General features: G+C 70.1%; 14 protein-coding genes. 8 read left to right on the plus strand and 6 right to left on the minus strand.

Translation table 11 applies throughout. The features are described 5' to 3' along the window. Positions 1-191: 191 nt before the first annotated feature. The 3 genes from B7438_RS19690 to araA are packed head-to-tail and all read left to right on the plus strand — an operon-like array spanning position 192 to position 4095. On the plus strand, positions 192-1868 hold the full coding sequence (locus tag B7438_RS19690; protein ID WP_085371383.1) for a xylulokinase: 1677 nt from the start codon (positions 192-194) through the stop codon (positions 1866-1868). Next, entirely contained in the window at positions 1865-2578 is a 714-nt protein-coding gene (locus tag B7438_RS19695) for an L-ribulose-5-phosphate 4-epimerase (protein WP_085371384.1), read from the plus strand. Before B7438_RS19690 ends, B7438_RS19695 begins: the two co-directional genes overlap by 4 nt. After that, positions 2578-4095: an L-arabinose isomerase gene (gene araA, locus B7438_RS19700; protein ID WP_085371385.1), complete on the plus strand. Its 1518-nt coding sequence runs from the start codon at positions 2578-2580 to the stop codon at positions 4093-4095. Before B7438_RS19695 ends, araA begins: the two co-directional genes overlap by 1 nt. Before the next feature lie 91 nt (positions 4096-4186). Here the strand turns inward: araA and B7438_RS19705 are convergent, their stop codons facing one another. The 4 genes from B7438_RS19705 to B7438_RS19720 all read right to left on the minus strand — a co-directional run bounded on the left by B7438_RS19705 (position 4187) and on the right by B7438_RS19720 (position 9446). Further along, positions 4187-6031, minus strand: a complete 1845-nt coding sequence (locus tag B7438_RS19705; RefSeq protein WP_085371394.1) for a beta-galactosidase — start codon at positions 6029-6031, stop codon at positions 4187-4189. Between the two features lie 117 nt (positions 6032-6148). Then, a complete protein-coding gene (locus B7438_RS19710; RefSeq protein WP_085371386.1) occupies positions 6149-7495 on the minus strand; it encodes a sugar ABC transporter substrate-binding protein in 1347 nt (448 codons plus the stop codon). A 98-nt stretch (positions 7496-7593) separates the two neighbouring features. Beyond that, positions 7594-8529 (minus strand): carbohydrate ABC transporter permease, encoded by a 936-nt coding sequence (locus tag B7438_RS19715; protein WP_085371387.1) that lies wholly within the window; start codon positions 8527-8529, stop codon positions 7594-7596. Continuing rightward, positions 8529-9446 (minus strand): carbohydrate ABC transporter permease, encoded by a 918-nt coding sequence (locus tag B7438_RS19720; RefSeq protein WP_085371388.1) that lies wholly within the window; start codon positions 9444-9446, stop codon positions 8529-8531. The genes B7438_RS19715 and B7438_RS19720 overlap by 1 nt, the downstream gene beginning before the upstream one ends. 150 nt (positions 9447-9596) lie before the next feature. Here B7438_RS19720 and B7438_RS19725 point away from each other — a divergent pair, with 150 nt between their 5' ends. Both B7438_RS19725 and B7438_RS19730 read left to right on the plus strand, forming a co-directional pair. Further along, positions 9597-10634, plus strand: coding sequence for a LacI family DNA-binding transcriptional regulator (locus B7438_RS19725; RefSeq protein ID WP_085371389.1), 1038 nt, complete (start codon positions 9597-9599; stop codon positions 10632-10634). A gap of 100 nt (positions 10635-10734) precedes the next feature. After that, the gene (locus B7438_RS19730) at positions 10735-11064 is read left to right on the plus strand and encodes a YciI family protein (RefSeq protein WP_085371390.1); all 330 of its coding nucleotides are present in this window, start codon (positions 10735-10737) and stop codon (positions 11062-11064) included. Positions 11065-11088: 24 nt separating this feature from the next. On the opposite strand, the gene B7438_RS19735 is transcribed toward B7438_RS19730, so the two are convergent. Further along, on the minus strand, positions 11089-11742 hold the full coding sequence (locus tag B7438_RS19735; RefSeq protein ID WP_085371391.1) for a response regulator: 654 nt from the start codon (positions 11740-11742) through the stop codon (positions 11089-11091). Further along, positions 11739-13412: a sensor histidine kinase gene (locus B7438_RS19740; RefSeq protein WP_179150888.1), complete on the minus strand. Its 1674-nt coding sequence runs from the start codon at positions 13410-13412 to the stop codon at positions 11739-11741. Before B7438_RS19740 ends, B7438_RS19735 begins: the two co-directional genes overlap by 4 nt. A 201-nt stretch (positions 13413-13613) precedes the next feature. On the opposite strand from B7438_RS19740, the gene B7438_RS19745 reads away from it, so the two are divergent. From B7438_RS19745 to B7438_RS19755, 3 genes are all read left to right on the plus strand, one after another. Then, positions 13614-15056, plus strand: a complete 1443-nt coding sequence (locus B7438_RS19745; protein WP_085371396.1) for an SLC13 family permease — start codon at positions 13614-13616, stop codon at positions 15054-15056. A 75-nt stretch (positions 15057-15131) separates the two neighbouring features. Next, complete coding sequence (locus B7438_RS19750) at positions 15132-15521, plus strand: PLD nuclease N-terminal domain-containing protein (RefSeq protein WP_085371392.1); 390 nt, start codon at positions 15132-15134, stop codon at positions 15519-15521. Positions 15522-15608: 87 nt separating this feature from the next. Beyond that, positions 15609-16775 (plus strand): MalY/PatB family protein (locus B7438_RS19755; protein ID WP_085371393.1); only part of this gene is annotated, 1167 nt, incomplete at its 3' end.

Genomic DNA, 16775 nt, shown 5'->3' on the forward strand with positions numbered 1-16775 from the left:
CCCTCGTCCTCCGCGCCTCCACCGGCGCCCCCCGATAATCGAGTCCGCAGTTATGCACGCGACACGCCGCGGGGAGCGTGCATAAGTCCGGACTCGATGGCTTCGCGGGCGACCCCGGATTGACAGAGCGCGAGCGGGCGGGCGATACTGATGCAGCAATGTGACCGGTCACACTGGTGTGAGGGAGACGGATGACGGACCACGAGAACAGCCACGCGCCCGGAGCCGCGACCGGCCCAGCAACCGGTCCAGCCACCGGCCACGACGCCATCGCCGCCGCCCGCACGGCCCTCGGCATCGAGCTCGGCTCCACGCGCATCAAGGCGTGCCTGGTCGACGCCGACGACCCGTCCACCGTGCTCGCCGTCGGCTCGCACGAGTGGGAGAACGAGTTCGTCGACCGCGTCTGGACGTACTCCCTCGACGCCGTGCGCACCGGCCTGCAGGCCGCATACGCCGACCTCGTCGCCGACGCGGAGCGCCGCCACGGCATCCGCCCGCAGACCTTCGGCACCATCGGCGTCTCCGCCATGATGCACGGCTACCTCCCGCTCGACGAAGACGGCGAGGCCATCGCCCCGTTCCGCACCTGGCGCAACACCACCACCGGAGCGGCCGCCGCCGAGCTCACCGAGCTGTTCGGCGTGAACATCCCGCTCCGCTGGTCCATCGCCCACCTGCACCAGGCCGTGCTCGACGCAGAACAGCACCTTCCGCGGCTGCGCTCGCTGACCACGCTCGCCGGGTACGTGCACCGGCTGCTCACCGGGCGCTCGGTGCTCGGCGTCGGCGACGCATCCGGGATGTTCCCGATCGACTCGTCCACGAAGGGCTACGACGCCGAGCTGATCGCGCGCTACGACGCCCTCGCCGCCGACCGCCTCCCGACCGGGAGCGTCGCCGACCTGCTGCCCGAGGTGCTCGTCGCCGGTGAGCACGCCGGAGCGCTGACCGCGGAGGGCGCCGCCTACCTCGACCCGTCCGGCGAGCTGCGCCCCGGCGCCGTGTTCTGCCCGCCGGAGGGTGACGCGGGAACCGGGATGGTCGCCACGGACTCCGTCGCGCCGCGCACCGGCAACGTCAGCGCCGGCACCAGCATCTTCGCGATGGTCGTGCTGGAACGCCCGCTCGGCGGCCTGCACCACGAACTCGACCTGGTCACGACGCCCGCGGGCGATCAGGTGGCGATGGTGCACTGCAACAACGGGGCGAGCGAGCTGGCGGCGTGGGCAGGCCTGTTCGCCCGGTTCTCCGCCGCATCCGGGGCGGCGCTCGACACCGACGCCGTCTACGACACGCTGTTCCGCGAGGCGCTGGACGGCGACAGCGACGCCGGGGGCATCCTCGCGTACAACACGCTCGCCGGCGAGCCCATCGCCGGACTCACCGAGGGCCGGCCGCTCGTCGTCCGCACTCCGGAGAGCCGGTTCACCCTCGGCAACGTGGTCCGGGCCCAGCTGTACGGCGTCTTCGGCGTCCTCGCACTCGGGATGCGCGTGCTCGCCGACGAGGGCGTCGCGCTCGACAGGATGTTCGCCCACGGCGGCATGTTCCGCACGGCTGGCGTTGCGCAGCGCTTCCTCGCCGGGGCACTGGATGCGCCGGTCTCCGTCTCCGAGACGGCGTCCGAGGGCGGCGCGTGGGGCATCGCGGTGCTCGCCGCATTCACCGGTTCCGCGTCCGGCTCCCCCGTCGACCTCGACACCTACCTGCGCACCGTCGTCTTCGGCACCTTCGCGTTCGAGACCACCACCCCCGACCCCGACGACGTCGCCGGCTTCGCGTCCTACCTCGACCGCTACCGCTCCGGACTCGCCATCGAGCAGGCGGCCGTCGACGCGATGCCCCTGGAAGGACCTGCAGCATGACCGCATCCACCGAGTACACCGAAACGCCCGCCGTCCGCGCCGTGCGCGAGCAGGTCTCCGCCCTGCACGCGGAACTCACCCGCAACGGCCTCGTGGTCTGGACAGGTGGGAACATCTCGGGCCGCGTCCCCGGCACCGATCTGTTCGTCATCAAGCCGAGCGGCGTCGACTACGACGACCTGGCGCCGGAGAACATGATCCTCTGCACGCTCGACGGCGACGTCGTCCCCGGCTCAGCAGGATCCGACCGCTCCCCCTCCAGCGACACCGCAGCGCACGCGTACGTCTACCGCAACATGCCCGAGGTGGGCGGCGTCGTCCACACCCACTCCACGTACGCGACGGCGTGGGCGGCGCGCGCCGAGCCCATCCCGTGCGTCATCACCGCGATGGCGGATGAGTTCGGCGGCGACATCCCCGTCGGCCCGTTCGCGATCATCGGCGACGACTCGATCGGCCGCGGCATCGTCGCGACGCTCACCGGGCACCGCTCGCGCGCCGTGCTCATGCAGAACCACGGCGTCTTCACCATCGGCAGGGATGCCCGGGATGCGGTCAAGGCCGCCGTCATGACGGAGGACGTGGCCCGCACTGTGCACATCGCCAAGCAGGGCGGAGAGCTCGTGCCCATCGCCCAGGACGCCATCGACGCCCTGTACCACCGCTACCAGAACGTCTACGGACAGAACCCGGAAGGATCCCTCAGCTGATGCCGAAGCTCTCCACCACGCTCGACCACTACGAGGTCTGGTTCCTCACCGGAAGCCAGCACCTCTACGGCCCGGAGACGCTCGCGCAGGTCGCCGAGCAGTCCCGCGCGATCGCCGACCAGCTCGCCGCCTCCAGCGACGTCCCCGTGCGCATCGTCTGGAAGCCGGTGCTCACCGACGCGGACGCCATCCGCCGCATCGCCCTGGAGGCCAACGCCGACGACGCCGTCATCGGCCTCATCGCGTGGATGCACACGTTCAGCCCCGCGAAGATGTGGATCGCCGGTCTCGACGCGCTCCGCAAGCCGCTGCTGCACTTCCACACGCAGGCGAACGTCGAGCTTCCGTGGGGCGAGATCGACTTCGACTTCATGAACCTCAACCAGGCGGCGCACGGCGACCGCGAGTTCGGCTACATCCAGTCGCGGCTCGGCGTTCCGCGCACCACGGTCGTCGGCCACGTCTCGAACCCGGACGTCGCATCCCGGATCGGCACGTGGATGCGCGCCGCGGCAGGCTGGGCGGCCACCCGCTCGCTCAAGCTGGCGCGCTTCGGCGACAACATGCGATTCGTCGCCGTCACCGAGGGCGACAAGACGGAGGCGGAGCTGCGGTTCGGCGTGCAGGTGAACACCTGGGGCGTCAACGAGCTGGCCGACGCCGTCGCGGCGGCCGCCGAGTCGGACATCGACGCGCTGGTCGCCGAGTACGAGGACCTCTACGACGTCGCGCCCGAGCTGCGCCGCGGCGGAGAGCGCCACTCCTCGCTCCGGGACGGCGCCGCGATCGAGATCGGCCTGCGGTCGTTCCTCGAAGAGGGCGGCTTCGGCGCGTTCACCACGAGTTTCGAAGACCTCGGCGCGCTGAAGCAGCTGCCCGGTCTCGCCGTGCAGCGCCTGATGGCCGAGGGATACGGTTTCGGCGCGGAGGGTGACTGGAAGACCGCGATCCTCGTGCGCGCGGCGAACGTGATGGGAGCCGGCCTCCCCGGCGGCGCCTCCCTGATGGAGGACTACACCTACGACCTCACCCCCGGCGACGAGCGCATCCTCGGAGCGCACATGCTCGAGGTGAGCCCGGCGCTCAGCTCGACGAAGGCGACGCTCGAGGTGCATCCCCTCGGCATCGGCGGCAAGGACGACCCCGTGCGCCTCGTGTTCACCGCCGACCCCGGCCCCGCCGTCGTCGTGGCGCTCTCGGACATGCGCGACCGGTTCCGCCTGGTGGCGAACGTGGTCGAGGTGGTCGAACCGACAGCTCCTCTCCCCCACCTGCCGGTGGGCAGGGCGGTCTGGAAGCCTGCCCCCGACTTCACGACCTCCGCCACGGCCTGGCTGGAGGCGGGCGCCGCGCACCACACGGTGATGTCGACCGCCGTCGGCCTGCAGGCGTTCGAGGACTTCGCCAAGATGGCGGAGACCGAGCTGCTGATCATCGACGAGCAGACCACGCTCCGCGGCTTCACAGAGTCGCTGCGCTGGAACGCGGCGTACTACCGCCTCGCTCGCGGCATCTAGCCGCCCACCGACCCCTGGCCGCCGGCCTGTCATCGGCGACGGCGGCCAGGTCCACCTCTGCACGGGGCCATCGGGCCCGGCGGGCCGTCGGCTAGAGGTCGAGCGGGCCGAGCGACGGGTGCGCGACGAAACGGACCGCGGGGTCCGTGGCGATCTCGAGTTCGAGCGCGACGATGCTGTTCGTGCCTGCGCGGAGGATCGGCGCCGGGACGTAGAGCGTGTACTGCGGGCCGCGCGACCAGTACCGGCCGAGGCAGAACCCGTTGATCCACACGGCGCCCTTCCCCCAGCCGCTCGTGTCGAGGTACAGGTCGGCGGGCTCGTCCAGCTCGAACGTCCCCGACGCGAACACCGGCCCGGACAGCACGTCGACGACCCCGCCGCGCACCGCGGCGAGGTCGCTCTCGATGCCGGCGACCGCCGCGGAGGAGGAGACGTCGATCGGGTCGACCGTCCATCCCGTCACCTCGCGCCCGTCGACGGCGACCGGACCGATCAGCCCCTTCGCCTCGCCGATGCGCGTGCCGTAGTCGACGCGCCCCTGATTCTCGATCAGGATGCGCAGCTCGCCCCCGCCCGGGAGCACCAGCGCGCGCTCCTTATTCTCCCGCGCGAGTCGTCCGACGGGGACGCCGTCGAGCGTCAGCCAGGCGCGGTCGCGCACCTCGCCGACCGTGAGCACCGAGCCGGCGTCCGCGTCGATGGATGCGCGGTAGGACGCGAACGGGCCGTAGTGGCAGAGCGCATCCATCGTCGGAGGCTGCTCGGCGTCCACGGAGCCGGAGAAGACGGCGCGGATCGCGTCGAGCGGCAGCGCCGCGTCGAACGCGCTCGTCACGACGGGCGCAGCACCGGAGGCGACGGGCACCTCGTCCGGAACGGGCGCGTGCCGGGCGATCGTCTCCCGGAACGCCCAGTACTTCGCCGTGGGGTTGCCCGCCTCGTCGAGCGGGGCGTCGTAGTCGTAGCTCGTGACGATCGGCGTGTAGTGGCCCTTGTGGTTGGCTCCGTTGGTGAAGCCGAAGTTCGTTCCGCCGTGCACGACGTAGAGGTTCACCGACGCGCCGGCCGCGAGCAGCGCATCCAGTTCGGCCGCCGAGTCATCCGGCGCGGTGATGTGGTGGTATTCGCCCCACTGGTCGAACCAGCCGTTCCAGAACTCGGAGCACATCAGCGGTCCGGTCGGCTGGTGCTCGCGCAGGGTGGCGAGGCGCTCGACGGCACGCGAGCCGAACGACGCCGTGCGGTGCAGCTCCGGCAGGGAGCCGTTCTCGAGCATCGCGGGCTGCGGCTGGTCGACCGTGGTCAGCGGCACGACGATCCCGGATGCGCGGGTCACGTCGACGAGCGCCCGCAGGTAGTCCTTGTCGTCGCCGTACGCGCCGTACTCGTTCTCGATCTGCACGAGCACGACGGGGCCGCCCTCGTCGATCTGCCGAGGGGCGACGATCGCGTAGACCTCGCGCAGGTAGCGGGTGACGGCCGCGAGGTAGCGCGGCTCGCTGCGGCGGATGCCGACGCCGGGCTCCGCGGTCAGCCAGGCCGGCAGGCCGCCGTTGACCCACTCGGCGCAGATGTACGGGCCCGGCCGCACGATGGCCCGCATCCCCTCCGCGGCGACGGCGTCGAGGAACGCGCCGAGGTCGAGGCCGTCCTCGGCCGTCCAGGTGCCCTCGACGGGCTCGTGCAGGTTCCACGGCACGTAGGTCTCGATGGTGTTCAGCCCCATCAGCCTGGCCTTGTGGATGCGGTCGGCCCACAGCCCGGGGTGCACGCGGAAGTAGTGCAGCGCGCCGGAGATCACCTGGAACGGTTCGCCGTCGAGCAGGAAGTCGCGCTCGCCGATCTCGAACCGGGCAGGCCGCTCCGCCGTGGCGGTCCCGGTCTCCCGGGTGCCCGTGTCCCGGGTGTCGGTGTCTGCTGTGCCCGTAGCCATCGGTGCCGTCGTCTCCATCGTGTCGTCCGCGCCCGCCGGGGCGCCGGTGTTCGTGCTGTTCCGTGGCTGCGGCCGGCCGCGCTGGGCGACCGGCCGCAGCCACTGTCGTGCTGTGGCTTACTTGCCGGTGACGGTGAAGCCCTGCTGGTTGCCGTAGTCGACCAGCGACTTCTGCCAGGCCTGCAGGCCGGTGTTCAGGTCGCTGTTGTTCGAGTACGCCTGGCCGACCGTGTCGCCGTAGATGCTGTTCGCGTAGACCTGGAACGGCAGGTACTGCCAGCCGGTCGAGACGTTCTTCGCACCGTCGACGAGCACCTCGTTGATCTTCTGGCCGCCGAAGTAGTCGGGCGCAGAGGCGAGGAAGTCGCTCGCTTCGAGGTCCTTCGTGGTCGACGGGAAACCGCCGGACTGCAGGAAGACCTTGATCGACTCCGGGCTGTTGTTCAGCCACTTGAGGAAGCCGGCGGCGAGCGCCGGGTTCTTGCTCTGCTTGAGCACGACCTGGCCGCCTCCGCCGTTCTCGGCGTTGGCCGGGGTGCCGTCGTAGGTCGGGACCGGAGCCACGCGCCACTGGCCGGAGCCGTCCTTCACCGACGACTCGAGCACACCGGGCATCCAGGCGCCGGTGACGAGGGTGGCGATGGAGCCGTTGCCGAGGGCCTTGAACCAGTCGTCGCTCCAGCCGGGGACGGAGGAGAGCAGCTTTTTCTCGACGAGCTTGTTCCAGGTGCCCGTCCACTTCTTGGTGCCGTCGTCCTGGAGGTTGATCGACACCTTGGTGCCGTCGACCTGGAATGGACGGCCGCCGGCCTGCCAGATCATGCTGGTGGTGAAGCCGGAGTCACCCGAATCACTGGTGATGTACTTGGTCGGGTCTGCCGCGTGCAGCTTGGTGGCGGCATCCACGTACTCGTCCCAGGTCTTCGGGACGGCGATGCCGTACTTGTCGAAGACCGTCTTGTTGTAGAACATGGCCATGGGCCCGGAGTCCTGCGGCAGACCGACGAGCTCGCCGCCGACGTTCACGGAGCCCCACGGGCCGGGCGTGTAGTCGCTTTTGAGCTTGTCGAAGCCGTACTGCTTGAGGTCGACGAGGGCCTTGCCGAGCGCGAACTGCGGGATGGCGTAGTACTCGACCTGGGCGACATCCGGGGCGCCGGAGCCCGCCTTGATGGCGTTCTGCAGCTTGGTGTACTCGGTGGTGTTCGTGCCGGCGTTGACCAGCTTGACCTTCACCTTCGGGTACTGCTTCTCGAACGCGGCGACCTGGGCCTCTGCCGACGGGGTCCACGACCAGTACGTGATCGTGCCGCCCTCCTTCAGTGCCGCCTCGATGTCAGAGGAGCTGCCTCCGGATGCTGCGGTGCCGCCGGAGCAGGCGGCGAGCGACGCGCCGATCACGGCGCTGACGGCGATGGCCGTCGCGACGCGTCGAAGCACCGACGAACGCGAGATGCGCTTCATGGTGTTCCTTTCACTTCATTCACTTCATCGGGATGAGGGTGTGTGCTGGGCAGGACGCCCGTGGGAGGGGTGGTGCGGGTGCAAGCAGCGGTCTCCCGTCACTGCTTGACGCTTCCGGCGCTCAACCCCGACTGCCAGAACCGCTGCAGGAAGAGGAAGGCGATGACGATGGGCACGATGGTGAGCAGCGAACCCGTGATGACGAGGTTGTAGATCGGCTGCGCGCCGACGCCGATGGCCTGCGCGCTCCACTGGCCGAGGCCGACGGTGAGCGGGTACCACTGCGGGTCGCTCAGCATGATCAACGGCAGGAAGTAGTTGTTCCAGGTGGCGACGATCGCGAACAGCAACACCGTGACGATGCCGGGGGCGAGCAGCCGCAGCGAGATGGTGAAGAAGGTGCGGAACTCGCCCGCGCCGTCCATCCTGGCCGCTTCGAGCAGCTCGGTCGGGATGGCCTCCGACGCGTACGTCCAGACCAGGTAGAGGCCGAACGGGCTGACCAGCGACGGCAGGATGACCGCCCACGGCGTGTTCGTCAGGCCCACCTGGCTGAACATGAGGAAGGTCGGGACGGCGAGGGCCGTTCCCGGCACCGCGATGGCACCGAGGACGATGGCGAACACCGCGCGCTTGCCGGGGAAGTTGTACTTCGCGAGCCCGTATCCCGCGACGGTCGCCAGCAGGGTCGCGCCGCCGGCGCCCACCACCACGTAGAGCAGGGTGTTGCCGAACCACTGCAGGAAGATCCCGTTGCGGTAGGTGAGGGTGTCCGCGATGTTCTGGAACAGCGAGAACCCGTTGCCGAACCAGAGGCCGAACGAGGAGAACAGCTCCGGCTGGGTCTTGGTGGCGTTCACGATCAGCCAGACCAGCGGGACGATCGAGTAGATCGTGAAGATCACCATGACGATGGTGAGCACGATCGACCGGCGCTGCCGCGGGTTGCGGCGGGCGGCGCCCGACGATCCGGATGCACGGGATGCGCGCCGCGCCGGGGTGCGGCCCTCGCGCTCGGGGGCGATGGCGACCATCAGGCGTTCTCCTTCCTCGAGCCGCGCAACTGCACGACGTAGGCGATGACTGCGGTGAGCACGCCCATGACGATCGCGACGGTGGCCGCGTAGTTGAATTGCTGACCGGCGAACGAGAGGTTGTATGCGTACATGTTCGGGGTGAAGTAGCTGGAGATGGCGTTCGGCGCCAGCGGCTTCAGCAGGTTCGGCTCGTTGAAGAGCTGGAAGCTGCCGATGATCGAGAAGATCGTGGCGATCACGATGGCGCCGCGCACGGCCGGGATCTTGATGCTGAACACCGTGCGGAACGCTCCGGCGCCGTCGATCTCGGCCGCCTCGTACAGCTCGCCCGGGATGACCTTGAGCGCCGCGTAGAAGATGAGCATGTTGTAGCCCATGAACTCCCAGGTGACGATGTTGCCGATGGAGCCGAGGATCCACGAGCCGCTCAGCGGGGCGAAGCTGGTGCCGAGCAGGTCGTTGAGGCTTGCGGTGAGGCCGAACTGGTCGCCGTAGATGAAGCCCCAGATGAGGGCGGCGACGACACCGGGCACCGCGTACGGCAGGAAGATCGCGATCCGGAAGAAGCCAGCGCCGTGGAGGCGGGCGCTGTCCAGGGCGAGTGCCGCCGTGAGAGAGAGCACCAGCATGATCGGCACCTGCACCACCAGGAACACGGTGACGCGGCCGAGCGACTCCCAGAACTTCGCGTCGGTGAAGACGGCGATGTAGTTCTCCAGGCCGACGAAGGCGTTGCCTCCGATGAGCTGCTGCCGGAACAGGCTGAGGTAGATCGCGTAGATCACGGGCGCGACGATCATGGCCGCGAACACGATCAGGAACGGGGCTACGAACGCCCAGCCGCGCCAATCGCGACGGTGGCGTCGGCGCGGCGCGCTGAGGGCTGCGCTACGGGGTGCGGACGTCGTTGTCAATGTGGTCTTCCTTGTCGTCACGCCGATGTTTACGTCAACATCAGCGGGGCTACACTAGCATGTTGACGTCAACATGGCGCAAGTCCGAGTTCCGGATCTGCAAGAGTTGGCTCAACAGACGACACACACCTTCACGGAAAGGGCGGCGCGATGACCGAGCCGAACAGCGCACGCACCCGCGCCAGACGGGGGCCATCGCTCGCCGACGTCGCCGGTCACGCCGGAGTGTCCACGCAGACCGTCTCCCGCGTCGCCAACGGGCTCACGAACGTCGAGCCAGCCACCCGCGACCGCGTCCTCACCTCGATGCAGGCGCTCGGCTACCGCCCGAACCGCGCGGCCAGGGCGCTGCGCTCCGGTCACTTCCGCAGCATCGGCGTTGTGATGTTCACGCTGTCGTCGTACGGCAACATGCGCACTCTCGACGCCATCGCCGTCTCGGCCGCCCGCGCCGGATACTCGATCAACCTCGTGCCGGTCGAGCACCCCACCCAGCAGGATGTGTCCGTCGCCTTCTCCCGGCTGCTCGAACAGGCGGTCGACGGCATCATCATCGTCATCGAGGCGCACATCGTCGACCGCGCGGACGTGGAACTGCCACCCGGCCTCTCCGTGGTGGTCATCGACTCGACGGCCCGCGCCGACTACCCGCAGGTCGACACCGACCAGGCGCAGGGCGCCAGGCTCGCCACCGAACACCTGCTCTCGCTCGGCCACGAGACGGTCTGGCACGTCTCCGGCCCTGCCGATTCGTACTCCGCCACCCGCCGTGAGCAGTCCTGGCGCTCCGTGCTCGAGGCCGCCGGTCGTCCGGTGCCTGCCGTGATGCCGGGAGACTGGTCGACCACATCCGGATACGAGCACGGCAAGACCATCGCCGCACATCCGGAGATCACGGCCGTCTTCGCGGCCAACGACCAGATGGCGCTCGGCGTGCTGCGCGCCCTGCACGAGAACGGCCGCCGCGTTCCGGAGGACGTGAGCGTCGTCGGCTTCGACGACATGGCGGAGTCCGACTCGTTCTGGCCGCCGCTGACCACGGTGCACCAGGAGTTCGAGGCGACGGGCCACCGTGCCGTGGAGCTACTCATCGCCGAGATCGAATCCCGCCCGGAGCCCGCGGCGGCCACCGTCCTTCCGACGCGCCTCGTGGTGCGCGCATCCACCGGTCCGGCACCGCAGCGCTGAGTCGAATCCGGCCCGCGAACTTTTTTCGCTGCAGAATGTCGATCAGCGGGTGTCCTGTTCGACGTGGGGGTGAAGCGTTCGCGAAGCGAAAGGATGAACGATGAAGTACATGATGTTCGTGGTCACCGACTCCAGCCCAGACACCGAGTCGGACGAATCGGATGTGAACCTCTGGGTCGACGAGCTCGACGCCAGCGGGAAGCGCGTGATCGGCGAGGTGCTCGAGCCTCCGGCGAAGTCAACGGTCGTGCGCGTGCGCGACGGGAAGCGTCACGTCACAGACGGGCCGTTCGCGGAGACCAAGGAGTGGATCTGCGGTTTCGACATCCTCGAGTGCGAGAGCCTCGACGAGGCCATCGAGATCGCCGCCAAGCACCCGATGGCGCGCAACGGCCAGCTGGAGATCCGGCCGTTCATGACCTGGGAGTAGCGGGCAGGAGGTAGCCGCAGGGGGTCACGCGCGGCGGTAGCGGTGCTCCGGACGACCGGTGGTGCCGTAGCGCAGCGCGACCTCGACCAGTCCGCGGGCGGCGAGCGCGGCGAGATAGCGCTGCGCCGTCGCCCGCGACACCCCGGTCGCCGCCGCGACGTCCGCGGCCGTCACCTCTCCGCCGTCGAGCTGCGCGAGCACCAGCTGCTCCGTGGCCGACCGCGACGACGACGCCGCTCCGGTGTCGCCGGAGTGCAGGATGCGCAGCGCCCGTTCGACCGCCTCCTGGTCTGCTCCCCTGTCGTCGCGCAGCACGTTGCGGTAGCGCAGGTACGCATCCAGCCGGTCGGAGAGCAGGCGGGCGTCGAACGGCTTGATCAGGTAGGTCAGCGCGCCGGAGCGCAGGGCACGCCGGATGGTCGCGCCGTCCGTCGCCGCGCTGATGACGAACGCATCCACGTCGAGTTCGGCGAGGAGCGCCAGGCCGTCGCCGTCCGGCAGGTAGACGTCGAGCAGCACGAGGTCCGGCGCATTGTCACGCACGACGGCGCGGGCCTCCCTGGCGGTGTGGACGGGATCCAGGGCTGCGAAACCGGGGCGAGAGGCGACGACGTCGCTGTGCAACCCCGCCACGTGGAAGTCGTCGTCGACGACGAGGACCCGGATGTCGTCGCTCACGGGCGACCCCCTTCCGTTGCGGTGCCGACCGGCTCCGGATGCATCGTGCCCGGCAGCCGCGCGCAGAGCACGGCGCCGCCGGCATCGCCTCCCGCCTCGACCAGCCACACCTCGCCTCCGCGGCGCCGCGCGATGTCGCGGCAGAGCGGCAGACCGAACCCGTGGCCGTGCACCGCGTCCGCTCCCGCGCGCTCCCGGTCGTCCCCGCGCTCGAACAGGGCGGACGGGTCGGCAACCCCCGCACCGGAGTCCGCGACCGTCAGGAACAGGTCGGCCCCGTCATCGAGCAGCTCCACCTCCACCCAGCGCGGCTCCTCGCCGTCGACGGCGGCGCTGATGGCGTTGTCGATCAGGTTGCCGAGCACGGTCGCCACGTCCTCCGGCTCCGCGACGGCGCCGGTCACGAGAGTCTCCGCGCCCAGCGTCAGCAGCACGCCGCGCTCCGCCGCCTCGATGCCCTTCGCCCCGAGTAGCGCCTGCAGGTACGGCTCCTGGATGCGGTCGGCGTGCTCGACAGGGAACTTCAGCGGACCCCTGGCCACCACGTCGGCGAGGTAGCTGCGCGCATCCGGCACCCGGTCGGCGTCGATCAGCCCGGCGACCACGTGCAGCCGGTTCGCGAACTCGTGCCGCTGCGCGCGTAGCGCGTTGGTCATCGTCGCGACGGCGTCGAGCCGCCTGGCGAGCGCGTCGAGGTCGGTGCGGTCGCGCAGCACGGCCACGGTTCCGAGGTCGTGGCGGTCACGCTCGACGCGGCGCACATCCACGTAGACGACGCGTCCGTCCGCCACGAAGACGTCCTGCGCGGCCTCCCCCGTCGCTCCTCCCGCGTCCGCGAGCAGCCGCGCGAGCGGGGCGGGCAGACCGAGCTCCCGCGCGGGCGACCCGACGGGATGCGTCAGCCCGAGCATCCGGGCGGCGCGCTCGTTGCAGACGCTCACCTCGCCGCCGGGCGTCAGCGCGAGCACGCCCTCACCGACGCCGTCGAGCACGGCGGCCTGGTCCTGCACGAGGACGGCCAGCTCCTCCGGCTGCAATCCGATGGTCAGCCTGGTCAGCCTCCTGCGGATCAGCACGGACGCGACGACGCCGATCGCAAGCGCGACCACCGCCGTCACCGCGATCCCGCCGAGCAGCCCAGGCAGCTCGGTGAACACGCTCGCCCGCGCGAACCCGACACTGACCTCGCCCACCGGGGCACCGCTGCCGCCGCCGCCCGGCGCGTACACCGGCACCTTCGCCCGCGCCGACTCGCCCAGCGTCCCGGTCTCCCAGGAGACCGTCTCCCGCCCGGCGACCGCGTCCTCGAAGCTCGTGCTCACCCGCTCGCCCAGCCTGCTCTCATCCGGATGCGCGAGCCGGATGCCGTGGTCGTCGGTGATCACGACGAACAGCGCTCCGGTGCGCGTCCGCACAGCCTCGGCGAGCGGCTGCAACGGACCGGCCGCCACCGCAGCGTGCGTCGGCGTTCCCGGGTCCTCGCTGAACTCGGCCACCGACGCGCGCACCTCCACGTCTTCCGCGACGGTCCGCGCGATGGCGAGCGCCGACGACTCGGCCTCCCGCTGCAGCTGCTGCACGCCGAGCACGGTGAACACCCCGGCGCTCACCGCGACGACGGCGGACACCGTGGCCAGCTGGAGGAGCAGCACATGGCTGGCGAACCGCATCCCGAGACTCCTTCGTGTCCCACCCAGGGTAGGCGTCGGTACCGCCCGCCGCCGAATGAGCAGAATGCGCAGAACCCGGAGAATGCGCAGATCGTTCCGGAACGCGCGATACCCGGCCGGGCGCCGTATCCCCTCGTAGCGTGTCACCGTCCCATCCGCTACGACAAAGGAGTCGGCGTGCTCGTCATCCTCGGATTCGCCATGATCCTCACCTTTATGGCGCTCATCATGACCAAACGGCTGACGCCGATGGTCGCCCTCATCCTCGTTCCGACCATCTTCGGGCTGTTCGCCGGGGCGGGCCTCGGGCTCGGCGACATGATCCTCAAGGCCATCGGCGACCTCGCGCCGACCGCCGCGCTGCTGATGTTCGCGATCATGTTCTTCGGCATCATGATCGACGTCGGGCTGTTCGATCCGCTCATCCGGTTCATCGTCCGGTTCCTCGGAAACGACCCGGCCAAGGTGGTCATCGGCACGGCCGTCCTCGCCGGAGCCGTGTCCCTCGACGGCGACGGGTCGACCACGTTCATCATCACCACCTCGGCGATGCTGCCGATCTACCTGAGGCTCGGGATGAGCCCTGTCGTGCTCACCTGTGTCGCCGGCCTGGTCAACGGCACCCTGAACATCGTCCCGTGGGGCGGCCCGACCGCCCGGGCGGCGTCGGCGCTGGGCGTCTCCCCGACGGACATCTTCGTGCCCATGCTCCCCTCGCTCGGCGTCGGCCTGGTCGTGGCGTTCGCGCTGGTCTGGATGCTCGGCCTCGGCGAGCGCCGCCGGCTCGGCACGCTGGCCCTCGCGACCCCGATGCTGCAGGAGACAGAGACGGTCGGCGCGGGCAGCGCATCCACCGGCCGGTTCTCGCTGTTCCAGGGCGGGCGGCTGGTCCGTGGAACGCAGGCTGCTCCCGGCGCGCGCGGCTCGGTCGACACCACCGGCATCGTCACGGTGTCCGGCGCGAAGCCCGACCGCGGGGACACCGCGATGGCCGACACCATGCTCGACCCGAACCGCGCCACCCTCCGTCCACGCCTCATCTGGGTGAACCTCGCCCTCACGCTCGTCGTGATGGTGCTGCTCGTGCTCGACGTGCTGCCGCTGGCGTACATCTTCATGGTCGGCACCGCGCTCGCCCTGGTGATCAACTTCCCGAAGCTGCGCAGCCAGGCGGACGAGATCGTCGCGCACGCACCGAGCATCGTCGGCGTCGTGTCGATGGTCCTCGCCGCCGGGGTGCTCGTCGGAGTGCTGAACGGCACGGGCATGGTGACCGCGATGGCCAACTGGGTGGTGGATGTGGTTCCCGCGTCGATGGGGCCGTTCCTCGCCGTGATCACCGGCCTGCTCTCGATCCCGATGACGTTCTTCATGTCGAACGACGCGTTCTACTTCGGCATCCTGCCGATCCTGTCCGAGACGGCGGCGACATACGGAATCAGCCCGGTGGAGATGGCCAGGGCGTCGATCATCGGCCAGCCTGTCCACCTGCAGAGCCCGCTGGTGCCCGCCATCCTGCTGCTGGTGTCCCTGGCGAACGTCAACCTCGGCGACCACCACAAGAAGGTCCTCTGGCGTGCACTCGTGGTGTCGCTGGTGATGCTCACGGTCGGCGTCGTGCTCGGCGCCATCCCATTCGGCTGACCGGACGCGGCGAGCGCGGGCGGCGAGCGCGGGCAGCATGGCCAGGGGACACAGCGTTCCCATAGGATCGGGGCCATGCTGCTCGTTCCGCTGCTCGCGCTCACGCTGTTCGTCTTCGCCCTGGTGGACATCATCCTGCGTCCGTCCGACCAGGTGCGGCACCTGCCGAAGCTGGCCTGGGTGTTCATCGTGATCCTGCTTCCGCTGATCGGCAGCATCCTGTGGTTCGCGCTGGGACGCGAGTACGCGCAGAGTGCGCCCCGTCCGCGGCGCACGGTCATCGTACGCGAGGAGCAGCAGGCGCCGCAGCAGCAGAGCAGCCACCGCACGCGCCCGCTCAGCACGGAGGAGCAGCTCGCCGCCGTCGAGGAGGAGATCGCGTACCACCAGCGGCAGGAGCGCATCCGGCAGCTGGAGCAGGAGGTCAGGGCGCGCCGCGACACGTCGGGGGACGCCGCCGTCTGACGCGGAATCCGGGCGGCACTCGCCCGGATTGTTTCAGTTTTCGACAGCCCGTTGGCGCTCGGAGCCGCAGCCGAGGACAGTTGTCTCATGAGTGGCATTCACGCGCGACCCCTCGCCGACCTGCGCGAACGCAGGACCAGCATCAAGTGGCACCGGTTCCCCGCCGACGTGCTTCCGATGTCGGTGGCCGAGATGGATTTCGAGATCGCGCCCTCCGTCGCTCAGACCGCGATCGACCACCTGCTGCGCTCCGACACCGGCTACCTCGACTCCCCCGGTCCGCTGGCCGCGGCCTTCGCCGGGTTCGCCTCCGCCGCGTGGGGCTGGCAGGTCGACGAGTCCCGCGTGCACCTGGCCACGGATGTGACCGTCGGGGTGCTCGAGACGCTCCGCCTGGCGGTGCCGAGCGTCGGCGGCCGCGTCGTGCTCACCCCTCCCGTCTACGCGCCGTTCTCCGAGATGGTCGGAGAGGCCCGCGCGGAGGCCGTCGACGTCCCGCTGCGCGAAGACGCGGGATGGTCGCTCGACCTTCCGGCCATCGAGCGCGCGTTCGCCGCCGGGGTGGATGCGTTCCTCCTCTGCAACCCGCACAACCCCACCGGCCGTTCGCACAGCAGGGAGAGCCTGCGCGAGCTCGCGCGCCTCGCCGCCGAGTACGACGTGCTCGTGGTGAGCGACGAGGTGCACGCTCCGCTCGCGCATCCCGGATCCCCGTTCACGCCGTTCGCCGTCGCGTGTACCGGGGCGGGGGTCCGCTCCGTCACGGTGACCTCCGCCAGCAAAGGCTGGAACCTCGCAGCCCTCAAGTGCGCCGTCGCCGTCGCGAACGACGCAGACTCCGCCGCGATGCTCACCCGGTTCCCCGAAGAGCTCGCCGCCCGCACCAGCATCATCGGCCTCCACGCCAACATCGCCGCATACGAGGCGCAGACCTGGCTACACCAGACCGTCGACCGGATCACGGACAACTACCGGCTGCTGGTCGGCGAGCTGAGCATCCACCTGCCGGAGGTCCGGGTGGTCGAACCGGACGCCGGCTATCTGGTCTGGCTCGACCTCCGCGCCCTCGGCCTCGGCGACGACCCCGCCGCCACCCTCCTCGCCGACGCCCGCGTCGCCGTCAACTCGGGCCCGACCTTCGGCACGGGCGGCCACGGCTTCGCCCGGATGAACATCGCCTGCGACCCGGCCACCATCTCCGAGGCGGTCCGCCGCATCGCGGCCACGGTCCGCGCCCGGGCCGCCTCCCGCCCC

Origin of the sequence: Leifsonia sp. NCR5 (genome assembly GCF_002105485.1) — a bacterium.
Classification (GTDB): Bacteria; Actinomycetota; Actinomycetes; order Actinomycetales; family Microbacteriaceae; genus Leifsonia.